Source organism: Streptomyces alanosinicus, assembly GCF_014650595.1.
Taxonomy (GTDB): Bacteria; Actinomycetota; Actinomycetes; order Streptomycetales; family Streptomycetaceae; genus Streptomyces; species Streptomyces alanosinicus.
Genome location: NZ_BMVG01000040.1, coordinates 34,053 through 60,041 on the forward strand (window position 1 = coordinate 34,053; position 25,989 = coordinate 60,041).

The 25,989-nt window shown below is 67.8% G+C and carries 20 protein-coding genes and 6 pseudogenes; 17 read left to right on the forward strand and 9 right to left on the reverse strand.

Annotated elements, in window-relative coordinates; genetic code table 11:
* Positions 1-27 precede the first annotated feature (27 nt).
* On the forward strand, positions 28-855 hold the full coding sequence (locus IE277_RS39135; RefSeq protein WP_189958513.1) for a transposase: 828 nt from the start codon (positions 28-30) through the stop codon (positions 853-855).
* A 231-nt stretch (positions 856-1,086) separates the two neighbouring features.
* Here IE277_RS39135 and IE277_RS39140 read toward each other — a convergent pair whose 3' ends face one another.
* Positions 1,087-2,577, reverse strand: a complete 1,491-nt coding sequence (locus IE277_RS39140) for an RICIN domain-containing protein (RefSeq protein WP_189958514.1) — start codon at positions 2,575-2,577, stop codon at positions 1,087-1,089.
* Between the two features lie 306 nt (positions 2,578-2,883).
* Between IE277_RS39140 and IE277_RS39145 the strand changes: the two genes are divergently transcribed.
* From IE277_RS39145 to IE277_RS39160, 4 genes are all read left to right on the forward strand, one after another.
* Positions 2,884-4,815, forward strand: a complete 1,932-nt coding sequence (locus tag IE277_RS39145) for a glycoside hydrolase family 97 protein (RefSeq protein WP_189958515.1) — start codon at positions 2,884-2,886, stop codon at positions 4,813-4,815.
* 316 nt (positions 4,816-5,131) lie between these two features.
* Positions 5,132-7,825, forward strand: coding sequence for an RICIN domain-containing protein (locus IE277_RS39150; protein WP_189958516.1), 2,694 nt, complete (start codon positions 5,132-5,134; stop codon positions 7,823-7,825).
* Between the two features lie 150 nt (positions 7,826-7,975).
* The gene (locus IE277_RS39155) at positions 7,976-9,526 is read left to right on the forward strand and encodes an alpha-L-arabinofuranosidase B (protein ID WP_373310978.1); all 1,551 of its coding nucleotides are present in this window, start codon (positions 7,976-7,978) and stop codon (positions 9,524-9,526) included.
* A gap of 160 nt (positions 9,527-9,686) precedes the next feature.
* Entirely contained in the window at positions 9,687-11,243 is a 1,557-nt protein-coding gene (locus tag IE277_RS39160) for an alpha-L-arabinofuranosidase B (protein WP_189958517.1), read from the forward strand.
* 43 nt (positions 11,244-11,286) lie between these two features.
* On the opposite strand, the pseudogene IE277_RS48050 reads toward IE277_RS39160, so the two are convergent.
* A pseudogene (locus IE277_RS48050) lies at positions 11,287-11,403 on the reverse strand (sugar ABC transporter substrate-binding protein); the annotation flags it as partial.
* Between the two features lie 5 nt (positions 11,404-11,408).
* On the opposite strand from IE277_RS48050, the pseudogene IE277_RS39165 reads away from it, so the two are divergent.
* Positions 11,409-11,674: pseudogene (locus tag IE277_RS39165) on the forward strand (RICIN domain-containing protein); the annotation flags it as partial.
* 1 nt (position 11,675) lies between these two features.
* On the opposite strand, the gene IE277_RS39170 reads toward IE277_RS39165, so the two are convergent.
* Entirely contained in the window at positions 11,676-11,879 is a 204-nt protein-coding gene (locus tag IE277_RS39170) for a hypothetical protein (RefSeq protein ID WP_189958518.1), read from the reverse strand.
* 56 nt (positions 11,880-11,935) lie between these two features.
* Between IE277_RS39170 and IE277_RS39175 the strand changes: the two genes are divergently transcribed.
* The 6 genes and pseudogenes from IE277_RS39175 (at position 11,936) to IE277_RS39205 (ending at position 16,841) form a co-directional block, all read left to right on the forward strand.
* Positions 11,936-13,876, forward strand: coding sequence for an RICIN domain-containing protein (locus IE277_RS39175; RefSeq protein ID WP_189958519.1), 1,941 nt, complete (start codon positions 11,936-11,938; stop codon positions 13,874-13,876).
* A 534-nt stretch (positions 13,877-14,410) separates the two neighbouring features.
* Positions 14,411-14,722 (forward strand): annotated as a pseudogene (locus IE277_RS39180) (transposase); the annotation flags it as partial.
* A 71-nt stretch (positions 14,723-14,793) separates the two neighbouring features.
* Positions 14,794-15,870 (forward strand): annotated as a pseudogene (locus IE277_RS50180) (IS630 family transposase).
* 58 nt (positions 15,871-15,928) lie between these two features.
* Positions 15,929-16,393, forward strand: coding sequence for a GNAT family N-acetyltransferase (locus IE277_RS39195; protein WP_189958521.1), 465 nt, complete (start codon positions 15,929-15,931; stop codon positions 16,391-16,393).
* A gap of 165 nt (positions 16,394-16,558) precedes the next feature.
* Positions 16,559-16,696, forward strand: a pseudogene (locus IE277_RS39200) (IS5/IS1182 family transposase); the annotation flags it as partial.
* Positions 16,665-16,841: a hypothetical protein gene (locus IE277_RS39205; RefSeq protein WP_189958522.1), complete on the forward strand. Its 177-nt coding sequence runs from the start codon at positions 16,665-16,667 to the stop codon at positions 16,839-16,841. The pseudogene IE277_RS39200 and the gene IE277_RS39205, both read left to right, overlap by 32 nt.
* Before the next feature lie 18 nt (positions 16,842-16,859).
* On the opposite strand, the gene IE277_RS39210 is transcribed toward IE277_RS39205, so the two are convergent.
* On the reverse strand, positions 16,860-17,078 hold the full coding sequence (locus tag IE277_RS39210; protein WP_189958523.1) for a hypothetical protein: 219 nt from the start codon (positions 17,076-17,078) through the stop codon (positions 16,860-16,862).
* Between the two features lie 229 nt (positions 17,079-17,307).
* Positions 17,308-18,393 carry a helix-turn-helix domain-containing protein gene (locus IE277_RS39215; protein ID WP_189958524.1) on the reverse strand — a complete coding sequence of 362 codons (1,086 nt, stop codon included), beginning with the start codon at positions 18,391-18,393 and terminating at the stop codon, positions 17,308-17,310.
* A 99-nt stretch (positions 18,394-18,492) separates the two neighbouring features.
* On the opposite strand from IE277_RS39215, the gene IE277_RS39220 reads away from it, so the two are divergent.
* A complete protein-coding gene (locus IE277_RS39220) occupies positions 18,493-19,734 on the forward strand; it encodes an MFS transporter (protein ID WP_189958525.1) in 1,242 nt (413 codons plus the stop codon).
* Between the two features lie 591 nt (positions 19,735-20,325).
* A complete protein-coding gene (locus IE277_RS39225) occupies positions 20,326-20,592 on the forward strand; it encodes a hypothetical protein (protein ID WP_189958526.1) in 267 nt (88 codons plus the stop codon).
* A gap of 395 nt (positions 20,593-20,987) precedes the next feature.
* Here the strand turns inward: IE277_RS39225 and IE277_RS50185 are convergent.
* The 4 genes and pseudogenes from IE277_RS50185 to IE277_RS39245 all read right to left on the reverse strand — a co-directional run.
* Positions 20,988-21,569 (reverse strand): annotated as a pseudogene (locus tag IE277_RS50185) (ATP-binding protein); the annotation flags it as partial.
* Entirely contained in the window at positions 21,566-21,901 is a 336-nt protein-coding gene (locus IE277_RS39235; protein WP_373310977.1) for a hypothetical protein, read from the reverse strand. The pseudogene IE277_RS50185 and the gene IE277_RS39235, both read right to left, overlap by 4 nt.
* Before the next feature lie 6 nt (positions 21,902-21,907).
* Positions 21,908-22,576, reverse strand: coding sequence for a response regulator (locus tag IE277_RS39240; protein WP_189958527.1), 669 nt, complete (start codon positions 22,574-22,576; stop codon positions 21,908-21,910).
* Positions 22,573-23,769 carry a sensor histidine kinase gene (locus tag IE277_RS39245; RefSeq protein WP_189958528.1) on the reverse strand — a complete coding sequence of 399 codons (1,197 nt, stop codon included), beginning with the start codon at positions 23,767-23,769 and terminating at the stop codon, positions 22,573-22,575. Before IE277_RS39245 ends, IE277_RS39240 begins: the two co-directional genes overlap by 4 nt.
* 122 nt (positions 23,770-23,891) lie before the next feature.
* Here IE277_RS39245 and IE277_RS39250 point away from each other — a divergent pair, with 122 nt between their 5' ends.
* The 3 genes from IE277_RS39250 to IE277_RS39260 form a co-directional block, all read left to right on the forward strand.
* On the forward strand, positions 23,892-24,638 hold the full coding sequence (locus IE277_RS39250) for a rhomboid-like protein (protein ID WP_189958529.1): 747 nt from the start codon (positions 23,892-23,894) through the stop codon (positions 24,636-24,638).
* Positions 24,639-24,708: 70 nt separating this feature from the next.
* On the forward strand, positions 24,709-24,984 hold the full coding sequence (locus IE277_RS39255; protein ID WP_189958530.1) for a hypothetical protein: 276 nt from the start codon (positions 24,709-24,711) through the stop codon (positions 24,982-24,984).
* Between the two features lie 790 nt (positions 24,985-25,774).
* On the forward strand, positions 25,775-25,989 hold a 215-nt coding region (locus IE277_RS39260; RefSeq protein WP_189958531.1), incomplete at its 3' end, for a transposase.

Sequence of the window (25,989 nt, forward strand, 5' to 3'; positions counted from 1 at the left end):
CGGAGTTCCGTGAGGTGCGTCCGCATCGTGATCGAGACGGGGAAGCCGATCCCGGAGGTCGCAGAGGAACTCGGCGTGCATCCCAGGACGCTGCACAGCTGGGTGTCGCGGCGGCGGCGCAACCGGTCCGCTTCCTCCCACCGGTCCGTGCCATCTTTTATCGGCGCCGAGCTGGCTCCGCCCCCGGCTGCAGCTGCCAAGCTCTCCACGGCTCGCATCGAGACGGCCCTCCGCCGAGCCGACCGGATCCGAGGCGTCAAGGAGTCCGCCGCCGAACTCCGCACGATCCTGCAACGTCCGCACCTTCGCCAAGACCCGCTCGTGGAACAGGCGATGGGCACCCAGGCACAGCGTCTGCTGGCGACCCTGGACGCCGAGTGCGTCAGCGTCGACCAGCTGGCCGATGCGTGCCTTGATGCGTTCCGGCAGCACCCCGACTACGAAGTGATCACCAGCTTCCCCGGGCTTGCCGATCTCTCCGGGGCACGGGTCCTGGCCGACATCGGTGACGATCGCGCCCGGTTCGCCGACGCCCGGTGCCTCAAAGCATTCGCAGGCTCGGCACCGGTCACCCGCACGTCCGGTCGCAGCACCGTCGTCACACACAGAAGGGTGAAGAACGACCGCCTGGCTTCCGTCGGCTTCACCTGGGCGTTCTCCGCCCTTGTCGGGTCTCCAGGAGCCCGGGCACATTACGACCGTCGCCGTGCCGCGGGAGACCGTCATGCCGCTGCACTCCGGAACCTGTTCAACCGATTCCTCGGCTGCCTCTACCACTGCCTCCAGTACGGAGATCTGTACGCCGAGATGACCGCGTTCCCCATCCTCGAACCGGTCGAGACCGCCGCAGCGTGACTCTTGCAACCATCGGATGTCTGCGTACAACGGGGCCGCGGAACGCCCGATGAGCACCTCGGTGACCTCCCTCGGTGGACGGCGGCGAAGTAGCGTAGATGCTGCTCGACGGTGATGACCTGGCCGCCGCGTGCCGGATGACGGACTCCTCGGCCGCGTGCAAGCGTTGCGAGGTCAGGAACTCGTGGCCGACGTGGTCCTTGATCCGCGTCAGTGGTCCTCGCGCACCCGTCAGGAAAGACTCCACTGCTGGCTCGTCGCGCCGGTGCCCGCTTCCTGGTCCACGGCCGCCCCGCTGGTGGTCGAGGCGCTCGCGACACCTACGTTCAAGTCGCTGCCCACGCCGGCAAGCATGTAGGTGCTGCCGGTGTAGCTGCCGACGAGGTCGAGGAACCATTCCTGGTTGGTCCCGCCGTTGCAGGTCCACTGCTCCAGTTGCAGGCCGGTGGCGGTCGACTGGTCCGGCACGTCCAGGCACAGCCCGCTCTTCACGCTCTTCAGCGTGTAGATGTTGTCCGCCACCCGGGTGAGCGTCCACTGCTGGTTCGTGCCGCCGTTGGACGGCCACTGGATGATCCTGGCGCCGTTCGCCGTGGAGCCGCTCGACACGTCCATCAGCATGGAGCTGCTGACGTTCTTCAGGGTGTGGACGCCCTCAGCGGGGATCCCGCTGCCGGCTGTCCAGGTTCCCGCTGCGGTGTCGAGTGACCAGGTGGGGTACTGGCCGAGGTTCACCGTCGTTCCCCTGATGGTCAGGGGAAGCCAGATCAGTTTCGACGCGCCGAGGTCGGAGGTGTTCCAGCGATCGCCGGCGTAGATGTAGGTGGTGCCGTAGGAGCCCTGGACGGTGATGACGTTCGCCGTCTGGCTGCCGTAGGTGTGGGTGCCGGGTGCGGCCAGGTCACGGAACGACGACCAGGGTCCGCTCAGTGACGTGGCGGTGGCGTAGATGTTGTCGTTGAGGCCCCAGCCCGTCAGGTGCGAGCCGAAGACGTAGTAGGTGCCGTTGACCTTGACCATGGCGGGCGCCTCGACGCTGCCGCTGCCGCTGCTGCCGAGCACCGCCACGGCGCTGTCCACGGACAGGTAGTCGGCGGACAGCTTGTCGATGCGCAGGCCGTTGTTGCGGTCCTCGCTCAGCAGATAGGCGGTGCCGTCGGTGTCCTGGAACAGGCCGAGGTCACGGCTGAGGTTGCCCAGCGGCCGGAAGCTTCCCCGGTAGGTGTAGGGGCCGCACGGGGTGCTGCTGGTGGCCACGCCGACCTTGGCCTCGGAGTAGTCGGTGCTGTCGATGTGCATGTACATCACGTAGGTGCCGGTCGAGGCGTTGTAGATGACCTTGGGCCGCTCCACGACGCGACTCGGTCCCAGGTCGCCGCTGCTCTGCCTGGCCAGGGCGACGCCACGGTAGGTCCAGTTGGCCAGGTCGGTCGAGGTGTAGCACGGGATGTCCTGGAACGACGTGTCCGACGACGTCTCGCCGGTCTTGTCCTCCCCGAAGCCGTACCAGGTGTCGTCCACCTTGATGATGCCGAGGCCGTGCAGTTGGAGCGCGTTCCCGTTCTGGTCGGTGCGTACGGCGCCCGTGGTGAACGACACCGAGGCCGCGTGCGCCTCGGTCGCCGGAAGCAGAAACGTCGCAAGGGCTCCCAGCAGGGTCAGGAACGCGGCGGCTCTGCGCCGCCATCGGCTGGCGGGCGTCCGGGGAGCTCCCTTGAACATGTGCGTCCCTCTCTGTCGAGGTTGACGATCCCTTGATGCCGACGGGGACCAATGAGAGTCGTGACATGTTCGCGACGTCAAGAATGGCGTTCGAATTTGTTTAATCTTGACCAGCTCGCGCCGCACCCAGTTGGACCCACAAGGGTCGCAAGCAGGCCGGACCGTCCAGGATTTCGGACATGCGAGAGGCGGACACGAGGGGTTGACCTTTGAATCGGGGCGGGCGTAGAAACCTTGCGACAGTCAGAATCTGTTACTTACTGGTTGAGTTTGTTGGAAACAATACCCAAGCGAGGTGGACCGACTGTGAATGCGACAGGGCGTCAGGAACCCTCCCGCCGTAGGGTGCTCACGGGTGCGGCTGCCGCCGCGGCAACGGCCGCTCTGGGCATCGGCGGCACATATCCGGCCGAGGCCTCCGACGCCTCGGTCACCGCGACGTCGCTCGACGGCACCACCAGCATCACCATGTCGCTGACAGGTGGCTCGCTCCGGTGGTCGGCCCGTCGCAACGGCGCGACGGTCGTCGCCGGTTCGGCCATGGGCCTGCGGCTGAGCGACGGAACCACCCTCGGCACCGACGCCGTTCTGACGAACCACCAGCACTGGCACGTCGACAGCGCATGGAAGCCGGTGTACGGCCGCAACGCGACCGTCCCGGACACCTACCAGGAGATGCGCTGGAGCCTCCGGGACAACCGCACCTCCATCAACTTCGGTGTCCAGATCCGCGCCTACGCGACCGGCGTCGCGTTCCGCTACGTCCTGGCGGACCCGGGAACCGCCGCCATCGCCGGCGAACTGACGACCTTCGTCTTCCCGGACGGCACACTCGTCTACAGCGCGCGTGACGAAGACGACTACAACCCGGTGGCGCCCGGCTCCATCCCGTCCACCGGAACCTCCTCCACCGACACCGGCCCTCTGACCGACCTCCCTCTCACCGCGACATACAACGGCGGGACCATCGCCTGTGTCTGCGAGTCGGCCCGCATCAACTACCCGCGGATGATGCTCAGTTCGGTACCCGAACAGCCCAACACCCTCGCGGCGTACCTGATGCGGCACACGGCGCGCGGCTCTGGAGCCGTCCAGACGACGTCCACCGTCACGACGCCGTTCGCCACGCCCTGGCGCGCGGTGGTGATCGGATCCACTCACGCCGAACTGATCGACAACGCGGAGCTGGTGGTCAACCTGGCCCCGGCCGGCGCCCTCGCCGACACGTCGTGGATCAAGCCGGGCAAGGTCTTCCGGTGCAATCTGACCACCGCGGACGGGCTGGCGGGCGCCGACTTCGCCGCTGCCCGTGGCCTGCAGTACATCGAGTACGACTCGGGGTGGTACGGCCCGGAGCACACCTCGACCGACGCCACTCAGCCGATCTCCGCCATCGACCTGCGCAAGGTCATCTCCTACGCCACCGGCAAAGGGGTCGGCGTCCTCCTCTACGTCAACCCCATGGCCCTGAGCAGCCCGGACAGCCTGTTCGGCCGGTACCGGAGATGGGGCGTCGCGGGCGTCAAGCTGGGCTTCATCAACGACGGCACACAGGCGATGACGAACCAGATCACCGCCTGGGCCAGGGCGGCGGCCGCACACCACCTGCTGATCGACACACACGACGACGTGCGGCCCTTCGGCTACGAGCGCACCTACCCCAACTGGATCAGCCTGGAGGGCGTGCGGGGCAACGAGCACTTCCCGACCGCCACCCACAACGTCACCCTGCCCTTCACCCGCAACATCGGCGGCCCGATGGACTACACCATCTGCTACGGCCAGTCCCGCGACCGGACGACCAACGCCCACCAGATGGCGATGGCCGCCGTGTACTACCAGCCCCTGAACTTCCTGTACTGGTACGGAACCCCCTCGATGTACTCCCCTCCGTCCAAGTGGCCCGGACTGCCCTGGTTCGACGCCATCCCCACCGTCTGGGACCAGAGCCGGACCCTCGCCGGTTCGATCGGCGAGTACGTCGCCGTCGCCCGGCGCAGCGGCAGCACCTGGTACCTGGGGGCGATGACCAACGAGACCGCCCGCACCCTGGCGATCCCGCTGTCCTTCCTCGGCGGCGGCACCTACACCGCCACGATCTACGCCGACGGGACGCCGGGAAGCAGCCCCTACCAGACCCCCGTCGTCGTGAGCACGCAGACCGTGACCTCGTCGACCACGCTGAGCGCCGCGATGGCGCCCGCGGGCGGCCAGGCAGTCGTCCTGAGCCATGGATGAGCAGCCGTAACCCTGGCGCAGAACGAGCTTCTGATGATGGCCAGTTCGCGAAATGAGTACTACTCATTTTAGGAGGGTGGTTTCGCTGGATTGGTCGGATGCGATGCGGTCGGCGGTCGAAGGCCGCAGACAACTGCGCTGTCACCTGAGGTGATTCTTCTCCACTGCTTGTGCGCGGCATACCCCTGATCCGCCCGCATGTCATCGGTGTTACGCCAGTGGAAGATAAGTATGTCTCTCATCTTGACTGGAGCACCATCCATCCCCGATAAATGCAACTCATAAGTAGCCGTGGGTTGGAGGAGGGACACCACTGATGAGACCCCTACGCATCGGCGCAGGGACGACCAAGGCGCTCGCGGCGGCGGCTGTCCTCTTCGCGGCCGTGCTGCCCGCCCAACCCGCCTACGCGGCCACGACGAACTTCTATGTCGACCCTGTCCATGGCAGCGACAGCAACTCGGGAGGCAGCACCGCCGCAGCGTTCAAGACCATCCAGGCCGCCCAGGCCGCGGTCCGAGCCGTCAACGGGCACATGTCCGACGACATCGTCGTGAACCTGCGCGGAGGCACCTACCCCCTCACTGCCCCGATCGCCTTCGGCACCAGTGACTCGGGCACGAACGGCCACACAGTCGTCTACCAGGCGTACAACGGCGAGACGCCCGTGGTCACCGGCGGCAAGGCGATCACCGGCTGGACCCCGGCAGCGGGCGGCGAGTACAAGGCGCCCGTGGGCACCCTCAACTTCCGGCAGCTGTACGTCAACGGGATCCGCGCCACCCGGGCCCGCTTCCCCGACATCGGCTCGGACTTCCAGCTGCAGGGCAGTGACAAGACCAACAAGCTGCTGAAGGTGCTCAGTTCGCAGGTCTCGGACTGGGACCACCTCAACCAGGTCGAGATGATGCTGGAAACGCAGTGGGGCGAGAGCTACCTGCGGCTGAAGTCGATCAGCGCCGGCAACGGCACCGCCGACGTGTCGATCCAGGACCACGAGGCGGGCGTCCTGTTCCCACGCCCCTTCCCAGTCCTCTCCAACGGCTCTCCCCTGCACTTCGAGAACGCCCACGAGTTCCTCAACGAACCGGGCGAGTTCTACGTCGACACGGCCGCGCAGACCGTCTACTACAAGCCCCGCCCCGGCGAGGACATGTCCACGGCCACCGTGCAGGCGCCGACGCTTGAGACACTCTTCGACATCAAGGGCACGAACCTCGGCAGCCCCGCCCACGACCTGCGCTTCTCCGGGATCACCTTCACCCAGACCACCTGGATGGAAGCGACGGACAACGGCTACCTCAACGGCCAGGGCGGCAACTACAACATCTCGGCCGACACGTCCAACAACCAGTACGTCGGTCGTCCGCCGGCCGGGATCCAGGCCTCGAACGCCGACCGAGTCTCCTTCACCGACAACACCTTCACGCAGATGGGCTCCACCGCCCTCGACCTGCACCACGGCGTGCACGACAGCACCGTGACCGGCAACCTCGTCCACGACATCGCCGGCAACGGAATCATGGTCGGCAAGTTCTCCGACCCGACCGCGGAGATGCACACGGTCTACAACCCGCCGACCTCTCCGGCCGGCGAGGACCCCCGCGAGGTCGTCAAGAACGTCATCGTCAGCGACAACCTGATCACCCGGACCGGTCAGGACTATCCGGGCACTGCCGGGATCAACGCCGGCTTCGTCAACAGCACCACGATCGACCACAACGACATCACCGATGCCCCGTGGGCCGGCATCTCCCTCGGCTGGGGCTGGCAGTCCGCCCCCAACGCCGAAGGGAACAACTCCATCAGCTTCAACCGGATCGGCAACGTGCTCAACCGACTGTGCGACACCGCCGGCATCTACCACCTCTCCAATGACCCGGGCACGGTCATCAACGGCAACTACGTGCACGATGTGGTGCGTATGCCGTCCGCCTGCACTTCCGCGGTCAGCGGCATCTACCTGGACGAGGGGTCGGACAACATGACCGTCTCGAACAACGTGCTGTCGCATACCGACGGATTCATCAACCAGAACCGCAACGGCACCCACGTCACACTCTCCGGCAACGCGAGCTCCGGCACCTCGGTGATCAAAGCCTCGGGGCTGGAACCGGCCTACCAGGGGCTGCCGGCCAAGAGCAACCTTGCGTACAACAAGCCGACGTCCTCCTCCTCGGTGTCCGGCTCCGCCTGGGGGGCGGCCAAAGTCAACGACAACGACAGTGCCACCGGCTGGTCGCCGACCGGGAGCGACACCTCGGCCTGGTGGCAGGTCGACCTCGGACAGGCCTACCGGCTCGGACAGTTCTCACTGACCACCCGACAGGACCTTGACCAGCCAGAGACCCGCGGCGACTTCGAGGTCCGGGCCTCCAACGACCCGTCCTTCGGCACCTACACCGTTCTGGGACGCCAGGGCGCCACCACGCTGCCGTTCACGTCGACGCTGACGGGCGACATCGACGTCCGCCAGAAGTTCCGCTATGTGCGGGTCGTCAAGACCGACGGCGGGTACTTCTTCATCGCCGACTTCAGCGTGCAGCAGGCCGGCGGGGCACTGGAGGACTCAACCAGTACGCCGAACATCAACGCGTCGACGTACTACACGATCAAGAACGCCAACAGTGCGCAACTGATGGACGTGTACCAGAAGTCCACCGCCGACGGCGCGAGCGTCATCCAGTGGCCGGGCAACGGTGGTACCAACCAGCAGTGGAACATCGTTCCGGTCAGTGGGCAGCTCTACAAGATCGTGAACAGGAACAGCGGCAAGGCCCTCGCCGTCAACGCCTCCAGCCACCGGAAGGGGACCTCGCTGCAGCAGTACACCTACAACGGCGGCAACAACCAGCTGTGGTACTTCGAGCCGACCAGCGGTGGGTACGTCATCCGCAACTTCGAGAGCAGGCAGATCCTGGAGGTGGGCAACGGATCGACGGCGAACGGAGCCGCCATCGATCAGTGGATGCCCCTGAACCAGGCCAACCAGGCTTGGACGATCCAGTGACAGGGTGACCCGACGCGTCGGAGTGTCCGCTCGCCCGAATGCGTCCGCCCGCCCTCGGTCCTCCAACGAGCCGCCCCTGCCACCAGTCCACCACGAACCAGCTGGGGCACGGATTCGCGATCCTCGTGTCGACGAACAAGGGAGTTCATGATGCCTGCGCTGTTCATGTTCCGACGACTGCGGCGGAGGGCGGTTGTCTGCCTGGCCGCGGTGGCGCTGGCCTTCGCCAGCCTTGTCGCCTTCAGCGGCGCCTCGCAGGCCGCCGCGCAGGGGCCCTGCGACATCTACGCGGCGGGCGGCACGCCGTGCGTCGCGGCGCACAGCACCACCCGCGCGCTGTTCGCCTCCTACAACGGCCCGCTCTACCAGGTGCAGCGGGCCTCGGACAGCACCCTCAAGGACATCGGGGTGCTGTCTCCCGGTGGTGTCGCCGACGCCGCGGCGCAGGACTCCTTCTGTGTGGGCACCACCTGCACCATCACTCGCCTCTACGACCAGACCGGCGGCAGAAACACCCTGGTCTACCAGGGGCCCGGCGGGACCGGCGGCGCCGACTCGGCGGCCGTCGCGAGCACCGAAGCGGTGAGTGTGGGCGGTCAGAAGGCTTACGCGCTGTACATCAACCCCGGCAACAGCTACTTCGCCTACAACTCCGCCGGGGGCGTGCCGACCGGCAGTTTGCCCGAGGGCGAGTACATGATCACCAGCGGCACGCACGTCAACGGCAGCTGCTGCTTCGACTACGGCAACACTGAGATCGACCACAAGGCCGACGGCAACGGCGCCATGGATGCGATCAACTTCGGCACCGAATGCTGGTTCGGCGGCTGCAGCGGAACCGGGCCATGGGTGCAGGCGGACCTGGAGAACGGCCTGTTCACCGGCGGCAGCAAGGCGTGGAACCCCAGCCAGGTCTCCGAGACCAGCCGCTTCGTCACCGCGATGCTCAAGAACAACGGCACCACTCAGATGGCGCTCAAGGGTGCCAACGCCCAGTCCGGGAGCCTGACCCGGTTCTACAGCGGGGCAATGCCCGCTGGGTACAACCCGATGCACAAGCAGGGTGCCATCATCCTCGGCAGCGGCGGCGACTGCTGCCAGACCAACCGAAACGCGAGCGCGGGCACCTTCTACGAGGGCGCCATGGTCAAGGGCTATCCCTCCGATGCCACCGACGCCGCGGTCCAGGCCAACATCACCGCGGCCGGCTACGGCACCACCACCCCCTTCACTCCGGGCGCGAAGGTGTCGCTGCAGGCCACCACGTCGTGCTGCACCGGCTACTACCTGCAGCACGACACCGGCGACGACAAGGTCGTCGTCGCACCGGTGACCTCCTCCAGCTCCGCCGGCGACAAGGGTGACGCCACCTGGATCGTCCGCGCCGGCCTGGCCAACAGCAACTGCGTCTCCTTCGAGTCGGCCAACACGCCCGGCAAGTACCTCAGGCACTACGCCCTCCAGCTCCACCTCCAGCCCGACGACGGCACCAGCCTGTTCGCCGCCGACGCCACCTTCTGCTCCAAGCCAGGAAACAGCGGCACGGGCTACTCGCTGCAGTCCTTCAACTACCCGGCCAAGTACATCCGCCACTACAGCTTCACCGGCTACATCGCAAGCGACGGCGGTACCAATGCCTGGGACCACCCGTCCTCGTGGGCCCAGGACACCAGCTGGCTCGCCGCCTCCCCCTGGAGCTGACGAGCAGCCAACGCCGGGTCCGGTGCCGGAGAGAGCCGAATCGGCACCGGACCCGGAAGCGTCAGCGCGGCCCACAACGTCCGAACGGTCGAACACTGTCCGACTAGCCGGACACAGGGGGCTCGTTGACGCCTCACCCCACCTGATGAAGGAGCACTTCATGATCAAGCCACCGTGGATACGCAGCGTCAGACGCACACTGCTCGCGGCTGGTGCCACCGCAGCGCTCGCCGCCGGCCTGCTCACCGCCACGGCCACCACCTCGCAGGCCGCCACCCGGCAGCCATGCGACATCTACGCCGCAGGCGGCACCCCCTGCGCTGCCGCACACAGCACCACCCGCGCCCTGTACTCGACGTACAACGGCCCGCTCTACCAGATCAAGCGCGCCTCCGACAACACGACCAAGGACATCGGCGTACTGAGCACCGGCGGATACGCCGACGCCGACGCGCAGGACTCCTTCTGCGCGGGCACCAGCTGCGTCATCACCGTCATCTACGACCAGTCCGGCAAGGGCAACAACCTCACCCAGGCACCCGCGGGCGGAGCCGCAAGCGGGCCGGACAACCTCGCCAACGCCTTCGAAGCCCCCGTCACCGTCGGCGGCCACAAGGCGTACGGCGTCTACGTCGCTCCCGGCACCGGCTACCGCAACAACAACACCCACGGCATCGCCACCGGCGACCAGCCCGAGGGCATGTACGCGATCTTCGACGGCACGCACTTCAACAGCGGCTGCTGCTTCGACTACGGCAACGCCGAGACCAGCAGCCACGACACCGGCAACGGCCACATGGAGGCCATCTACTTCGGCAACAACAACCACTGGGGCTCCGGCTCCGGCAACGGCCCCTGGATCATGGCCGACCTGGAGAACGGTCTGTTCTCCGGCGTGAACCAGCACCTCAACACGGGCGACCCCACCGTCACCAACCGGTTCCTCACCGCCATCGTCAAGGGCGGCCCGAACCACTGGGCCATCCGCGGCGGCAACGCCCAGTCGGGCAGCCTGTCCACCTACTACAACGGCGTGCGCCCCAACGTCTCCGGCTACAATCCGATGCACAAGGAAGGCGCGATCATCCTCGGCATCGGCGGCGACAACAGCAAGGGCGCGCAAGGCACTTTCTACGAAGGCGTCATGACCTCGGGCTACCCCTCGGACGCCACCGAGAACGCCGTACAGGCCAACATCACCGCCGCCGGCTACGACAGCGGCTCGACCAGCACCGGCTCGCTCACCCCCGGCTCCCGGATCTCCCTCCAGGCCACCACCGCCCCCTGCTGCACCAACGACTACCTCCGCCACGACGACGCCGACACCAAGGTCGTCATCTCCAACATCAACTCCTCCAGCTCGGCCACCGACAAGGCCGACGCCACCTGGATCGTCCGCGCCGGCCTGGCCAACACCTCCTGCCTGTCCTTCGAGTCCGCCAACAACCCCGGCCAGTACCTGCGCCACTTCAACTACCAGCTCTACCTGAACACCGACAACGGCGGCAGCTCCGTCGCGCAGGACGCCACCTTCTGCCCCACCACGGGCAGCAGCGGGACCGGTCACTCCTTCCGGTCCGTCAACTTCCCGACGAAGTACCTCCGCCACTACAACTTCACCGCCTACATAGCCAGCAACGGCGGCACCAACTCATGGGACTCCACAATGTCGTGGGCCCAGGACACCAGCTGGCTCACCACATCCCCCTGGAACTGACAACCAACCGGCCTCTCAGCCGTTGGGTGCCTGGCGGGGCAGGTCAGCCGAGGTTGTTGCCGCACAGGGAGGTGTCATTGCTCTTGACGCTGGACACACCGCCGTAGGTGCCGCCGTCGACGGTGACCAGGGGAGCGGAGAGCTGGTCCTCGAGCAGGCCGGGGCTACAAACTGGTCAACCGCACCAACGGCATGGTCGCCGACGGCTGGGGGCCACCGGCAACGGTGCAGCGACCAGGCAGGCGCCGTGGAACGGCGGCACGAACCAGCAGTGGACGATCACCCACCGAGGCGACGGCCGCCACACGATCGCCAACCGCACCACCGGCCTGGTGCTCGACGGCGACGGCAACGTGGCCTCGGGCTCCGCCACCAACCAGTGGGCCTACGGGAGCAGCACCAACCTGCTGTGGACCTTCACGACGCTGTGACTTACGCACCGGCATGACAAGCGGCTGCGGCGCGCGCGGAGGCTGAGTCCCGGTCGGTAGACGTCGCGTACCGGCGGAGCTTGGCCGGCAGCAGCACTTCGGTGGCCCTGACGGCCACGGCGGTCTGCCCGCCGGCGGTGACCGAGGTGTTGCTGCCGAAGACGACGACGCGGATGACGCCTTCGTAGCCGTATGCCCCGTCCACCCCCAGACCACCTCGCCCCCGACACGACAGAGCCACCCGAAACCAGGAGTACACCCATGTCGTCAGGAAGAAGACTGTCCCGTCGTAGCCTGCTGGGCGCCGCGGGCGCCGCTGTGGCCGCGAGCGCGCTGCCCGTGGTCCCGGGCTTCTCCCGCCTGCTCCCCCAGGCGGACGCCGCGGACATGCAGACCAATCTCAGCAACCTGGTGAACATGCGGTTCGGCATGTTCAACCACTTCAACATGGGCACGTTCACCAACCAGGAGTGGGCCGCCCCGAACCAGAACCCCGCCCTGTTCGCGCCCACGGCGGTCGACTGCGCGCAGTGGGCGGCGGCCGCCGCGGCGGCGAAGATGAGCTACGGCGTCCTGACCACCAAACACCACGACGGCTTCTGCCTGTGGCCCAGCGCCTACAACGACTACAACGTCGCCAACAGCTCCTACCAGCACGACATCGTCGCGCAGTACGTGACCGCTTTCCGGGCCAAGGGCCTCAAGGTCGGCCTGTACTTCTCCATCTGGGACCGCACCTACAGCGTGCAGGCCTACGACGCCCGCCACAAAGTCGCCTCCGGCCAGGCCATCCAGCCCGGCAACATCACCTACATCCTCAACCAGATCACCGAGCTGCTCACCAACTACGGCACCATCGACATGTTCGTCACCGACGGCTACGCCTGGCAGATGGGCCAGCAGGCCGTCCCCTACCAGCAGATCAGGGAACATGTGAAGTCCCTGCAGCCCAACATCGTGATGATCGACCACGGCGGGCTGTCGGTGCCCTTCCTCGGCGACGCGATCTACTTCGAGGAGCCCGTCGGCATCACCTCACCGGCAGGCAACACCTACGCCTCGCTGCAGGGCCAGACGATCAGCAGAGGGTGGTTCTGGCACCCGGCGACGCCCACGGCCGATCCGATGAGCAAGGACGCCATCCTCTCCCACCTGGCGGACCTGGAGCCCAAGTACACCTCGTTCATCCTCAACTGCCCGCCCAACCGCAACGGTGTGCTGGACACCAACATCGTCAACCGGCTCTCCGAGGTCGGCGCCGCCTGGCGCGGCCCCAACACCTCCCGACCGCCCCTGCCCACCCAGATGCTCCGCGCCGAACACCCGGTCACCCCCGTGGCCGCCTACGCCACCGCCTACCACACCGGTGAAGGCCCCCTGAACGCCATCGACGGCCTCAGCGACCGGAACTTCGAGACCTGCTGGTCCACCTGGAGCCTCCCGCTGCCCCAGACCATCACCATCGACCTCGGCGGCGTATGGAGCAACATCTCCACCCTCGAGTACCTGCCCAAGCAGTGGAACCGCACCAACACCACCGACGGCGACATCACCGCCTGCACCATATCCACCAGCACCGACGGCATCACCTTCACCCAGGTCGCCACCGCGCGCTGGGCCGGCGACCGCACCACCAAAGTCGTCGAATGGTCGGCCCGCAACGCCGCCTTCGTCCGCATCCAGGTCACCGCCGGCACCGGCGGCTACGCCAACATCGGCAACCTGCGCATCGGCGGCCGCACCGCGACACCCGCCCTGATCTCCACGCTCTTCCCCGGCGACGGCACCGTGTACCGCCTCGTCGCCCGCCACAGCGGCAAGGTCGCCGGCTCGGGCGCCGGCACCGCCAACAACACTCCCATCCTGCAGTCGTCCTGGCAGAACCAGGCCGGCCAGAAGTGGACCATCGCCCGGGCCGACAGCGGCTACTACAAACTCCGCAACGTCAACAGCGGAAAGCTCATGGAAATCGGCGGAGTCTCCCGCGTGAACGGCGCAGGCTCCGACATCTGGGCCGACGCCGGCGCACCCCAGCAGCACTGGGCCATCACGGCCACCGGCGGCGGCTACCACCTCCTCACCAACCGGCTCAGCGGGCTGTCCCTCAATGTCGACGGCGGTTCCACCGCCGACGGAGCCGCCGTCAACCAGTGGACCTACACTGCCGTCCCCCAGCAGCAGTGGCAGATCATCCCCTCCTGACAGCGGATGAAAGAGACGTGCATCTGGCGCGCCTAGGCGCCGGATGCACGCGCTCCCGATCAGCTGGTCGGGGGAAAACGCCAACTGCTGCTGGAGTACGGGCCTGCGTCCAGCTGTGGTCAAGCCGAGATGCGGTACTTCACGGAGCGCTACCAGTGTCTTCAACTCCAGAAACCACAAGACGATCCGTGCCGCGCGTCTTGTCAAAGATTAAACGGACTCCTGGAGTCCGGCGACAAAGGGAGTGCGTGACGGCTCCCATGCCCCATGTCATCCGAGCGATGGAACCGCGATGCCATCTGCACTTCTCAGAGGGCGTTCACATAGAGTTCTTCCGGCATGCGGGTTTTGACAGTGCCCCGCTTTGGGGCCTTCATCCGAGTGGCAGTCTTATGTTCCCCTCCAGTCCGCGCACGCAACTGTCCGTCTCGGGTCCGTTCATTACCAGAAACCCGTCTGATTTCAGAATGCCCCGAAACCGCCCGACCTCCAGCGGAACCTCCTCTTCCGACGTGCACATGATCACGCTGGGTCGTGAGTGAACGCAAGCCGTACCCCAGCGACCTGTCCGACGCCCGATGGGCCCTGATCGACCCAACGTTGACGGCCTGGAGGAAGGCCCGACTCGACCGCAGGCCCACCGGTCAGCCAGCCAAGGTCAATTTACGCGACGTGTTCAACGCACTCCTCTACATCAACCGCACAGGAATCCCCTGGAAATACCTCCCGCACGACTTCCCGAACCACGGCACCGTCTACGCCTACTACGCCGCCTGGCGCGATGAAGGAATCCTCGCCCAACTCAACTACGACCTCGCCGGACTCGCCCGCGTCGAAGACGGGCGCAACTCAACTTGATTGGGTGATGTCGGGACCGTTCGCCGGACAGTGGCCACCGGTTTTGGTAGCCCTGGGTCGTGAGGTACGCGCAGGGCGGCGGGCTGACCGACGCTGAGAGGGCCGCGCGGGAGCGGATTCGGCTGCAGGCCGTGGAACGCTTCGAGGGCGGGGAGAAGAACAGGGAGATCGCTGCCGCGTTGCGAGTGAGCGGGCGGTCCGTGGAGCGGTGGCGGCGGGCCTGGCGCGAGCGGGGTGAGGTTGGCGTCCGGTCGAAGGGTTCGCCGGGCCGCCCGAGGCTCGGCCCGGACCAGATCGTCTGGCTGGACCGGGAGTTGGAACGGGGACCGCTTGCGCATGGCTGGGCGGACCAGCGGTGGACGCTGGCACGGGTGAAGACGCTGATCGGCCGGCTGTTCCACGTCTCGTACACGGTGGAGGGCACGTGGCGGCTGCTGAAGCGGCACGGCTGGTCGTGGCAGCAGCCCGCCCGGCGGGCGATCGAGCGTGACGATGCGGCAGTCGAGGTGTGGAAGAAGGAGACCTGGCCGCGGGTAAGAGCATCGCGGCGGCGCTCGGGGCCTGGCTGGTCTTCGAGGACGAAGCCGGGCAGTCGATGACGCCGCCGCGTGCCAGGACCTGGGGTCGGGATCGGCCAGACGCCTGTCGTCCGGGTGCGTGGCCGGGGGTCGGGACGTGTGTCGATGGCAGGCATGACCTGCTACAAGCCGGGCGAGCGGTCCCGGCTGATCTACGCCGTCCGCGAGTACCGGGGCCGCAAGGGCGAGCCGAAGGGCTTCGGTTGGCGGGACTTCCGCGACCTGATCATCCGTGCCCGGACCCAGCTCGGCGGACCGATCGCGCTCGTCTGGGACAACGTCCGCCTCCACCTCACCAAGCCGCTGAGGGAGTTCATCGAGGCGAACGCCGCCTGGCTGACCGTGTTCCAACTGCCCACCTACGCGCCGGACCTGAACCCGCAGGAGGGCATCTGGTCACTGGTCAAGCGCGACATCGGCAACCTGGCCGCTGCCGACCTCGGCCACATCACCAGGGCCGTGAAACACCGACTCAAGCAGATCCAGTACCGCCCGCACCTGGTCGACGGCTGCCTGGCCGCCACCGGACTGATCATGGACGGCAAACCGACAGACTGATGGGGTTGGCGCCAGAAAACTGGGAGCGCGACAACACGGGGGGCGCGAGACTTGCCTGATGATCACTGACGTCAATGTGCGCGAGGCTGACGCGGCTGATGCTCCAGTACTGGCCCGCCTGCGCTGGGCATTCAAGCAAGAGGACCATGATGGGGGCCTCTCCGAGCCGCTTCGGCCCGTGAGCCACGCTGAGGACTGGATCCAAGAGCGGCTCACGAGCAAAACCTGGCTGGCCTGGGTCGCCGAAAGCGACGGCGAGATCTGCGGGCATGTCTTCCTCCACCTGGTGGAGAGGGTGCCGGAGCCCTACGAGGACAACACCCCCGTCGGCTACGTCACGAACTTCTACGTGGTTCCTGAACACCGCAATCGAGGGTTCGGGGCAGCCCTTCTTGAAGCTCTGAGAAGGCACGCGCAGGGCAGCGGCATGGACGTCTTGATCGTCTGGCCGTCCGAACGCAGTGTCCCGCTCTACCGCCGATCCGGCTTCCAGTCTCCGACCGAGTTGTTGGAAGCACGGTGAACTGACCACAGATCATTGCGGACGGTGGTAGGCGTCGAGCCGCAGGACTCTTCTTCGCTGAGTGCATCGGTCACCCCATCGCCCTGCGCGTACCTCACGCCCCAGGGTCACCGGAGCCAGCCCGCCGCTGTCTGGCGAGCGGCCCCGACATCACTCAATCAAGTTCAGAAGCCGGAACCAACCGCCTCCGTCATCGACACCCAGAGCGTGAAGACCTCCACCAACGTGCCCCTGACCAGCCAAGGAACCGATGCCGCGAAGAAGATCGTCGGTGAGGATCCCGCGCTTCCTCCCGACAGTCTTCTTGGCCGCATCCGGGCGGGAGGCGGCCGAGGCCGCGCAGGAGGCCGTCACCGCACACGCCGAGGCGTCCGGGGAGAACCGCTACGAGCTGGAGCAGGCAGTGAAACGGGCAGTCCGGCACGCCACGGAGAACCACACCGAATAGGCCGGCGAGGGCGGTGGATCAGCGTGTCCAGAGACGGTACTCGCCGGCCGACGGCGCCATCTGGTGCAGGGCGGCCGTCATGGGCTCGACGGTCTCCACGATGGTGGCCGTGCCGTCGAGGAGTTGCCGCTCGAACGCCGTCAGCGGCCGTGGCGGGACGACGGGGCCCACCTCGAAGCAGCGCCGCTCGATCTGCTTCAGCGCGCGCTCACGGTTGGGGTACGAGCGGTGGGCCATGGCGTCGCCTCCTTGATCCTGGCCAGGATGGCAGCCACTCACCGCCCATCGGGCCAGGTCGTCAACACGGTGCCGGTCTCCTCGTCGGTGAGGGTGATGCCGGCGCCGGGCGCGCCGTACAGGCCGACGCAGTCGAGGAATTTCTCGCGAGCGACCTTCTCCTCCCACCACCAGCCGTGCTGCGCCGGCCGCCCGCCGATCGTGTGCAGGAGATGGTAACGGAAGCTACTCAGCGCAGTGCGGCCGCCAGCAGGTCGGTCCCCAGCGCCGCCAGATCGGGCAGATTGAGGGTATAACGGATGTAACGGCCCTGCCGCTGAGCCGTGAGCAGGCCCGCGCGGCGCAGGACAGCGAGGTGGCGGGAAATCTCCGGGGGCGAGAGTTCCCAGGCGTGGGCCAGTTCACCGGTGGTGTGCGGGCCGCGGGCCAGGGTGCGCAGCAGCCGCAGCCGTACCGGATGCGCGAGTGCCTCCAGCCGTAGCGTGACCGTTTCCAGCGATACCGGCTCCGGTGTACTCGCCTCGGCCACGGGATACTGCACCACCGGCCGCCACCCGGGCGCGTGGACCGCCACCAGGTGCGGGCGGCCAAAAACGCTGGGGAGGAAGGTGACCCCGGTATCGCGGGCGGCGGTCGCATTGTCCTGCAGCTTGTCCACGATGATGCGGTTGCCGTCCGGCGCCAGGGTCACGGCGCCGGAGACCGATGCGAGTGCCGCCCCGATGCCCTGGCGCTTCAGCAGGTCGTTCTTGACGCGCAGGTCGGTGGCAAGTTGCACGGCGACGCCCTTCCAGGCGGCATCGAAGAATGCCTCGGCGCACTGTTCGAGGGTGTCACGCACCCGCGCCCGCACCGCGGCCGGGTCCGCGAGCAGCCGTTCCGCGAAGGCCTCTTGGAGCGCGCCGCGGGCCTGGGCGAGGTCCAGGGCCCGCTCACGCGCCGTCGCGTCGGCGAGCGGCGACGGCGCGGCGAAGTGGACCCGGTTGCTGCCGCACGTGGTGATGAGCGCGGCAGTCACATAGGTTTCGTCGTCGATCCGGTCGACATCGTCCAACTCCTCGGCGAGGGTGAGCCGGGGACGGGCGGGGACCAGAAAGTCGGCCCGTGAGGAACGCCAGAGGAACTCCGCCTCCCTGAGGCGCTCGGCCAGCTCCGGCCGCAGCCCGGCCCAGACGTCCCCGGCCCAGCCAGCGAGCTGCGGGTGATGCCCAGGTTCGGCCAGTACATGCAGCATCGCGGTCAGTTCGGCCAGCGGGGAGGCAGCGAACCGCAGCCTCCCGGACGGCAGGCCGCCGATGTCAATCCTCAACGTCATCCCCCCATCATCGCCAGCCGAATGGCCGACGACCGCGTCGATTGACACTTTCCGTCAACCGGCATAGCCCACCCGGCGACCGAACGCACCGTTGACGCCATGGCAACCACCACCAAGATCCAGCCGCGCGCCCTCGTCCGTGCCTCCGGAGGCCCCCGCTATGCCGTCGCCCTGGCCGTGGACGCGCTCGGCACCGGGCTGCTGCGACCCTTTCTGCTGCTCTACGGGGTGACGGTGCAGAGGCTGTCCACGTCGGCCACCGGCATCGCCATGACGGCTGGCGTCGTCATGGGCCTGGTGTGCATGCCCGCGGTCGGCCGATGGCTTGACCAGGGCGCACGCAGCACGGTCGTGGCAGCGTCCATGCTGGTGCGGGTGGTGGGCGTGATGCTGCTGCTGGCCGCCCCGGCGGGGAACGTCTGGCTGTTCGCGACGGCGGCACTCTTCCTCGGCATCGGCAACCAGGCATGGCCGGCTGCCCATACAGCCCTCGTGGCCACCGTCGCCCACGGCCGCGAACGCGACGCCGCTCTCTCAGCAGGCCGCGCCCTGCGCAACGCCGGCCTGGGCGCGGGCGCCCTCCTCGCCACCGCATGCCTGGCGGGCGGCACCACCGCACTGCAGGCGCTGGCAGCCGTCACCGGGCTCGCCTATCTCGCTGCGGCAGCCTTGGCATGGTCGGTCCACCTGCACGCGCATCCAGCCGCCGCTCCGGCCAAGGACATCACCTCCGGGCCCGCACCCCGGATGCGCGCGCTGCTGGCCGCCAACGTGGTCTACGTGTTCTGCCTCAACGTTCCCGAAATCGCGCTCCCGCTGGTCCTGGTGACACAGCTGCACGCATCCCCGATGTGGTCGGCAGCCATCTTCATGGCCAACACCGTGCTCGTGGTCACCCTGCAGGTGCCCGTCACCGTCCTGATGTCCCGCCTCTCCCGGCGGACCGTGCTGGCGCTCGCCGGCGTGGTACTCGCCGTGTCCTACCTCGGCTTCCTCGCGGCCACCTCACCAGGACACGGCTGGAGTGCCCCGGCCGTCGCCACGGTGTCCGTGGTCTGCACCATCGGCGAGATCATCTATGCCGGCAGCGCCACCGCGCTCGTCACCGCCCTCGCCCCGGCCCATCTCCTGGGACGCGCCCTCGCCCGCTTCCAGCTCTCCACGGGCTTCGGCCTCGCCGTCTCACCGGCGGTCATCACCGCTCTCGCCTCCCACGGTTCGGCCGCCCTCTGGGGCAGCCTCGCCGCTGCGACCCTCCTCTCCGCCACCGCCGTTGCCACCGAGAGGGACCAAGGAAAGCGGCTCAGCGGTCGCTTCCGGCGGGCGCGAGCAGGCTCGTGAGCTCGGCGATCGCCCCGGGGGACGGCCTGAAGCGGCGGCGGACGCGCTCCGGCTCCTTGTCCCAGGACAAGGCCAGCACCAGACTCGCAGAGCCCGGATCCGCACGGCCGAACTGGACCCGGTCATCTGAGCACAAGAGAGCATTACGTTGCCGAGACACGACGTTCGACCCCGACCGTCCAGGACGTCCCACACTCCGGGCAGTTGCATGTCCGGTGAGCCTGAACCGCCTCAGGTCTGGTCCGGACGGCGTCAGTGACCGAGTATGTCCGTCATGCGATATGACGGGTCGTCCAGCTGGCAGGTTCGAAGTGGGACCTCGCAGGGGCTCGTGATCGGGCTGTTCCTGCGCGATGCGGCTGGTCTGTGTCCGCACACCGACATTGACGTTCCTGCGCTGATGCCGGCGGTCGACGTCCGAGCGAGTCTTGTCCGGCTGGCAGTCCCGGAAGCGTCGGTGCAGTGGACCCGGTGGCGGAACCGGGAATTGACAGACCAGGACCGCCCGGACCACGGGTTCCTGCCGCCGGACTCCAGGCCGGGGACAGCAAGGGACTCGCTGTGCTGGTACGGGAATGCTTCGATGATGCCGTGCGATGGAGTTCAGCCCGGGGCCGCGAGGACGCCACGGCCATGCGGCGCGGCGATCGCTTCAGGGTGGGAGACCTGGTCCGGGCAGTGGAGGCGGAGAAAGGGCGCAAGGCTCGTCCGTTCGACCTGAAGGTGACGGAACTGCCAGTCGCAGGCGCGGTGGGCTGGCGCGTCTCCAAGAGGCATGTGGTGGTGAGCCGGGCCCTGCGGGAGGACGCGGCAGGCTATCGCCAGTGGCTGGCCCCGGTGATCCGCGAGCTGGCCTGACAGGGGGCATGCACCTTGCAGTCCACCCGATCCACCAGCCCCAGCCCGTGTGCACCGCGCGGGTGCTGTCCGCTCTCGCTCACTGCCCGTCCACTTCGCCAGTATCGGACCGTCAGACCCGCCAGTGGACAGGGACCGACCCGTCGTAGAAGGCATCGGGCAGCGGGCGACGTAACGGGGGGCAAACCGGTGTCCGAACCCGCCGGCTGACCCCGATCATGGGGTCGCGTGAACCCTGGAATCCTGAACACTGATACCTCACCACGGACCTCGACGCGTTCCTCGACCAGGCCGGCGCCTTCCTGCACTCCGCCCGGCCCTGCACACGGTCCCGCTGACCGTGACCGACGCGCTGCGCCGCCGCGGCCCGCACGTCCACGGCCCCGAAAACCGCGTCTGCCCTGCCGCTCGGAGACGAACTCATAGAGGTCGTCAGCCTGGGCCGCGGCCAGCTGGCGCATCGCGAAGTCGTCGAGGATGAGGACGTCGGGGCAGACGAGCTCGCGGATCCGTTTCTCCCAGATGCGGTCCGCGTGACCACGGGCCAGCTCGGCGAGGATGCTGCTGGTCTTCGCAAAACGGACGTGGGCGCCCTGGCGGACGGCAAGGTGGCCGAGGGCCTGCGCGATGTGCGTCTTGCCGACGCCGACCGGGCCGAAGAGGATGACCGACTCGCCGGCGTGAAGCCAGCGCAGGGCACCCAGGTCACGGATCTGGGCCGCGGGCAGTTTCGAGGAGGCGGTGAAGTCGAACTCCTCCAGGGTGACTTGCTGCCCGAACTTGGCTCGCGGCAAGCGGCGTTGGAAGGCGACGGTCTCCCGGCGGGTGATCTCGCCCTGGCAGAGGACCTGAAGGAAATCAAGGTGGCCGAGTTCGCCGCCGTGGGCCTGGGCCAGGCGGGCGTCGAGGGTTTCCAGCATGCCGGACAGTCGCAGGGCCTTGAGTGACTCCCGCAGGGCGGCGTCCATCACGGTCATCGGGCTTCCACCTCGGCTTCGTCGTCCAGCTGGTCGTCGTGGTCGTCGTCCGTCGTGTCAGGGGTCGCGACGGTGGCAAAGAGCCGGGCTGGGCTATGGAGGAAAGCCGCAGCTCCAGCGTCTCCGCTGGTCTCGGGCTCGGGATCGGTCTCGGGATCGGTCTCGGTGCCAGCGATGAGGATGCCCTTGATCGTGGTAGGACGGATCGCCGACCGCGATGGCCCTGGCGCAAGCGGCTTCCAGCCGCGTGTCGCCGTACTTCTTCCGCAGCTCGAGAACCCCTTGGGCTGCACGAAGCCGATAGAGGACGTTGACTTCCAGAAGCTGGTCAATGACCTTCAACGACGTGCGGGCCCGGCCAGTCCGCTTTCGTAGGCGGCGATGACGAGTTGGGCCCGGTCCCTGGCCCCCAGCTTGGTCAGCAGATGGCTGACGTGGGTCTTGACGGTGCCAACGGTCAGATACAGCTCGGCTGCGATTTCTTTGTTGGACAGGCCACGTGCGATCAGACCCAGCACGTCGCACTCGCGGCCGGTCACGCCGTCCAGAGTGCGGGTGACCGGGCCGGGGTAGCCGGGGCGGCGGACGTAGGTCTCGATGAGCCTGCGGGTGACACCGGGTGCCAGCAGCGACTCCCCGGTGGCGATCACCCGCACTGCGTCGATCAGGCGTGCGGGGGGAGTGTCCTTGAGGAGGAAGCCCGCGGCGCCTGCGCGGAGCGCCTCGAAGACGTATGCGTCCAGGTCGAAAGTGGTGAGCACCAGGACGTGGACGGGCACCGGAGACGGGCCGCCGAGCAGCGTGCGGATGGCCTCGATGCCGTTGAGCCCGGGCATCCGGATGTCCATCAGGGCTACATCGGGGCGCAGTTCACGGATCAACCTGACCGCCTGGTTCCCGTCGGCCGCCTCGCCGACGACCTGGAGATCGTTTTCCGACTCGATCAGCACCCGGAAGCCGGCACGCACCAGGGTCTCGTCGTCCACCACGACGACCCGCACCGTCATGCGCCCTCCAGATCGGCGCCCACGGGGAACTGGGCTGTTCGCTCGTCTGTGGCGTACGGCAGCCGGGCGGTGACGCGAAAGCCGTGCGGCGAGAGCGGTCCCGCGTGAACCTCGCCGCCATAGAGGGCGGCGCGTTCCTTCATGCCGGTCAGGCCGTGGCCCTCGGTGACCGGGGTGGTCGTGCGGCCGGCTCCGGCATCGACGACCGTGAGAGCGACCTCGCCCGGCGCGTAGGCGACCGTCGCCCGGGCGTGGCTGGTGCGGGCATGCTTGACGACGTTGGTCAGGGCTTCCTGCACGATGCGGTAGGCGGCGCGGTCCAGACCTCGGGGCAGGTCGTGCGGGTGACCGCTGATCGTCAACTCGACCTGGACACCGGCCCGTCGGGTCTGTTCGAGGAGCGTGTTGAGGTCGTCGAGGCCGCCGGGCAGCCATTCGGCGCCGTCGTCATCGCGCAGGACACCCAGCAGCGAACGCAGCTCTCCCAGGGCGGCCCTGCTCGTCGTCTCGATCGCGGAGAGGGACTTCGCGGCCTCGTCAGGCCGGCTGCCGATGACGTGGTGGCCGACGCCCGCCTGGACCGCGACGATGCTCAGGCTGTGCGCGACGACGTCGTGCAACTCCCGGGCGATGCGCATGCGTTCCTCGACGAGGAGGAGCTGTGCCCGCTCTTCGGCCTGCTCGACCAGGCCTCGGGTATAGGCGCGCCCCTGTCTGGTGGACCATCCGATCGCCCAGGCGGCGGCCTCGACGATGAGGCTTTGGCTCATCCCCGGCCACCCCCAGTAGTCGTGCCCTGTGATGCCCTGCATAGGGATCATCAAGGCGAGTTGTGCGGCGCCTGCCACCGTACTCGCGTACGCCGCGACACGCGCGGGTCGGGCGACCGCCACCCCGTACACCAGCAAAGCAGTCGCCAGCACCCCCGTCAGGCTGAGCGCGCCGTCGGTGGCCATCACCACCGACCCCACCGCCAGGGCAGGCAGTGGCAGCAGCCGCCGGACGGCGACGGCCACGCCCAACGAGCACGTCAGCACAGTCTGCCATGCCGGCCAGCCCGTGCGGTGCGTGCCAAGCGTCCACCACAACACGTTCGACGCCATCAGGACCATGCCCAAAAGCACATCCAGCCCGACCAGCTGAGACGTCGTCAGCTTCCTGGCGAAGGACGCCCCGTCATGCCTCACCATCATGACTCGCACGCATCCGACCCTAGCCGGGAGGGCGATCATCCGCCTCTGTCCAGAGACAGAGATCAGCTGGTCATTCCGTGGCCAGATCCGCGGGGCGGGCACCCTCTGCCAGGGTCGGCCACATGGATCTCCCCCGGACCCCCGCCCGCCGATGGCTTTCCCCCGTGCCCTGGGGCTTCGCCCTGCTCGCCGCCGCGTCGTCCCTGACGTACGGCGGTGATCACGCGGTGAACTCCTGGGCATCGACCAACCTGACCAATATGGGAGATCATCCCGTGGAGGCACTCATCGCCTCCGCCTTCCTGTTCGGCGCCGATCCCTGGGCCTGTCTGCGCGGCATCGCCCTCACCGGGGTCATACTGGCGTTTCTCGTCATCCGGTTCGGCAACATACGGGCGGTCGCGCTGATCGCGGCCGGCCAAGTCCTCGGCACACTGGTGAGCGAAGGGCTGCTGGCAGCGCGGATCGCGGCGGGCCAAGCAGACCCGGCGCTGCGTGCGACGCTGGACGTCGGCCCGTCCTACGTGATCGTCTCGGCCCTGGCCGCCGTGGTGGCAGCGGGGGCCCGGCCGTGGCACCGATGGACCGCGCTCGCCGCGCTCGCGGTGCGCGCACCGCACATCACGAACGGCCTCACCACGCTGGCGGTCACTCCCGTCGGCCACGTGACGGCACTGACCACCGGCTTGCTGCTGGCACGGAGCCTGCGGTCGACCGACGCCCGCCACCGCTACCTGCACCGACTGACGTTACGCGCAGCACCGCTTCAGACCGAGGGGCGTACCAACGGTCGCGAACCTTCTGTGGCCCGGCCACCAGCACGGCGTCGGGTCACACCCCACGACAGACTGAACGGGACGGGGGTCTAGCCAAGTACCCCGTTCGAGACGCACTGGGACGCTTCCTCCCCGACCGGCACCACACCTGTTCCCAGCAAGGATGAGGGCTGCTCATCGGAACGCTCTCGGCCTGAAGAAGGACGCCGCCCTCACCGACGACATACTCGAAGCCCACCAGCCGTTCTTCAACGCCCGCCACAAAGCCGTCCACGAACTCGACATCGTCGACGCCGCCGGCAAGGGCACCCGCGGACGGCGCCACCGCGACATCCCGGCCGTCGGCGAGCAGTGTGGCTGCTCGCTGCAACTGCTGACCGCCTTCATCACCCCCACCGCCCGGACGGTCCGCAAGTCCCTGGGCTGGAGCGACTCGTGACGATCATCCCCACGCGCGCGACGACCGCCACTACCCGCTTCGTCGGGAGCTCGGTTCCAAGTCCACCCATCGACAGCGCCGGGCTTTCCTCGACGAGTACGTCGCCTGGGTCGACGCCTACCGGCAGTGCGGCACCAGCAAGGTCACAACCGAGGACCTCTTGGACGAGGAGAACGCCCTCGCCTGACTCGCCGCTGCCAGTTGCGGCGCCACCCGACGCCGCCCCGGCCTGCACAGCCCCAACACCAGCGCTGCGGTCAACTCATGTCCGCACGCAGCAGTTCCGTCAACGCCTTCTCCCGCTGGTGCCGCCCAGCCCCTCGGCCTCCGGCCGCCGGCCTCCGAGTTCGCCGAGCGACTCACCCCCACCGAGGCGCACCGTACGGTGCGCCTCGGTGGCCACCACCCCCGGCGGGATGCTGGAGGCCTGACGGCCTCCGCTTCTCGGATCAGAAGCGTCGAGCATCAGAGAGCTCGGCAGCTGCGCTGCTGATCGACTCAGCGGCCCTACGAAGTTGTCCGGGTAGTTCGGCCATGCGCGACAGCGTGTACGCAGCATCCGCCAGCGTGGGCGCGTTGTCCTGGAGGTGCTGAGCTTGTCCTACCTTCCAAGCGTGGGCCTGAGACGGTCATTCGTAAGATCGTCGGGCCCAGGGGTTCCGGGTATGGCTGTGAGCTTGTCGCCGTCCGATGGCTCAAAAGACTTGGCCGCCCGGAGCCCCGCGACGACTCGACCGCTAATTGGGATAAGACATCGTTTCTTTTGGTGTGATCGTTCGTTGAATCGTGCATGACGGATCTGGTTGAGCGGCTGGTGCCGGACGAGTTGTGGGTGTTGTTCCGGCGGGTGGTGCCGCCGACGGAGGTGAGGCGTCCGCAGGGCGGGGGCCGACGTCGGGCGGGTGATCGCGAAACGCTTGCCGCGATCATCTTCGTGGCCGCCTCGGGTTGTACCTGGCGGCAGTTGCCGCCGGTGTTCGGACCGGCCTGGCCCACGGTCTACCG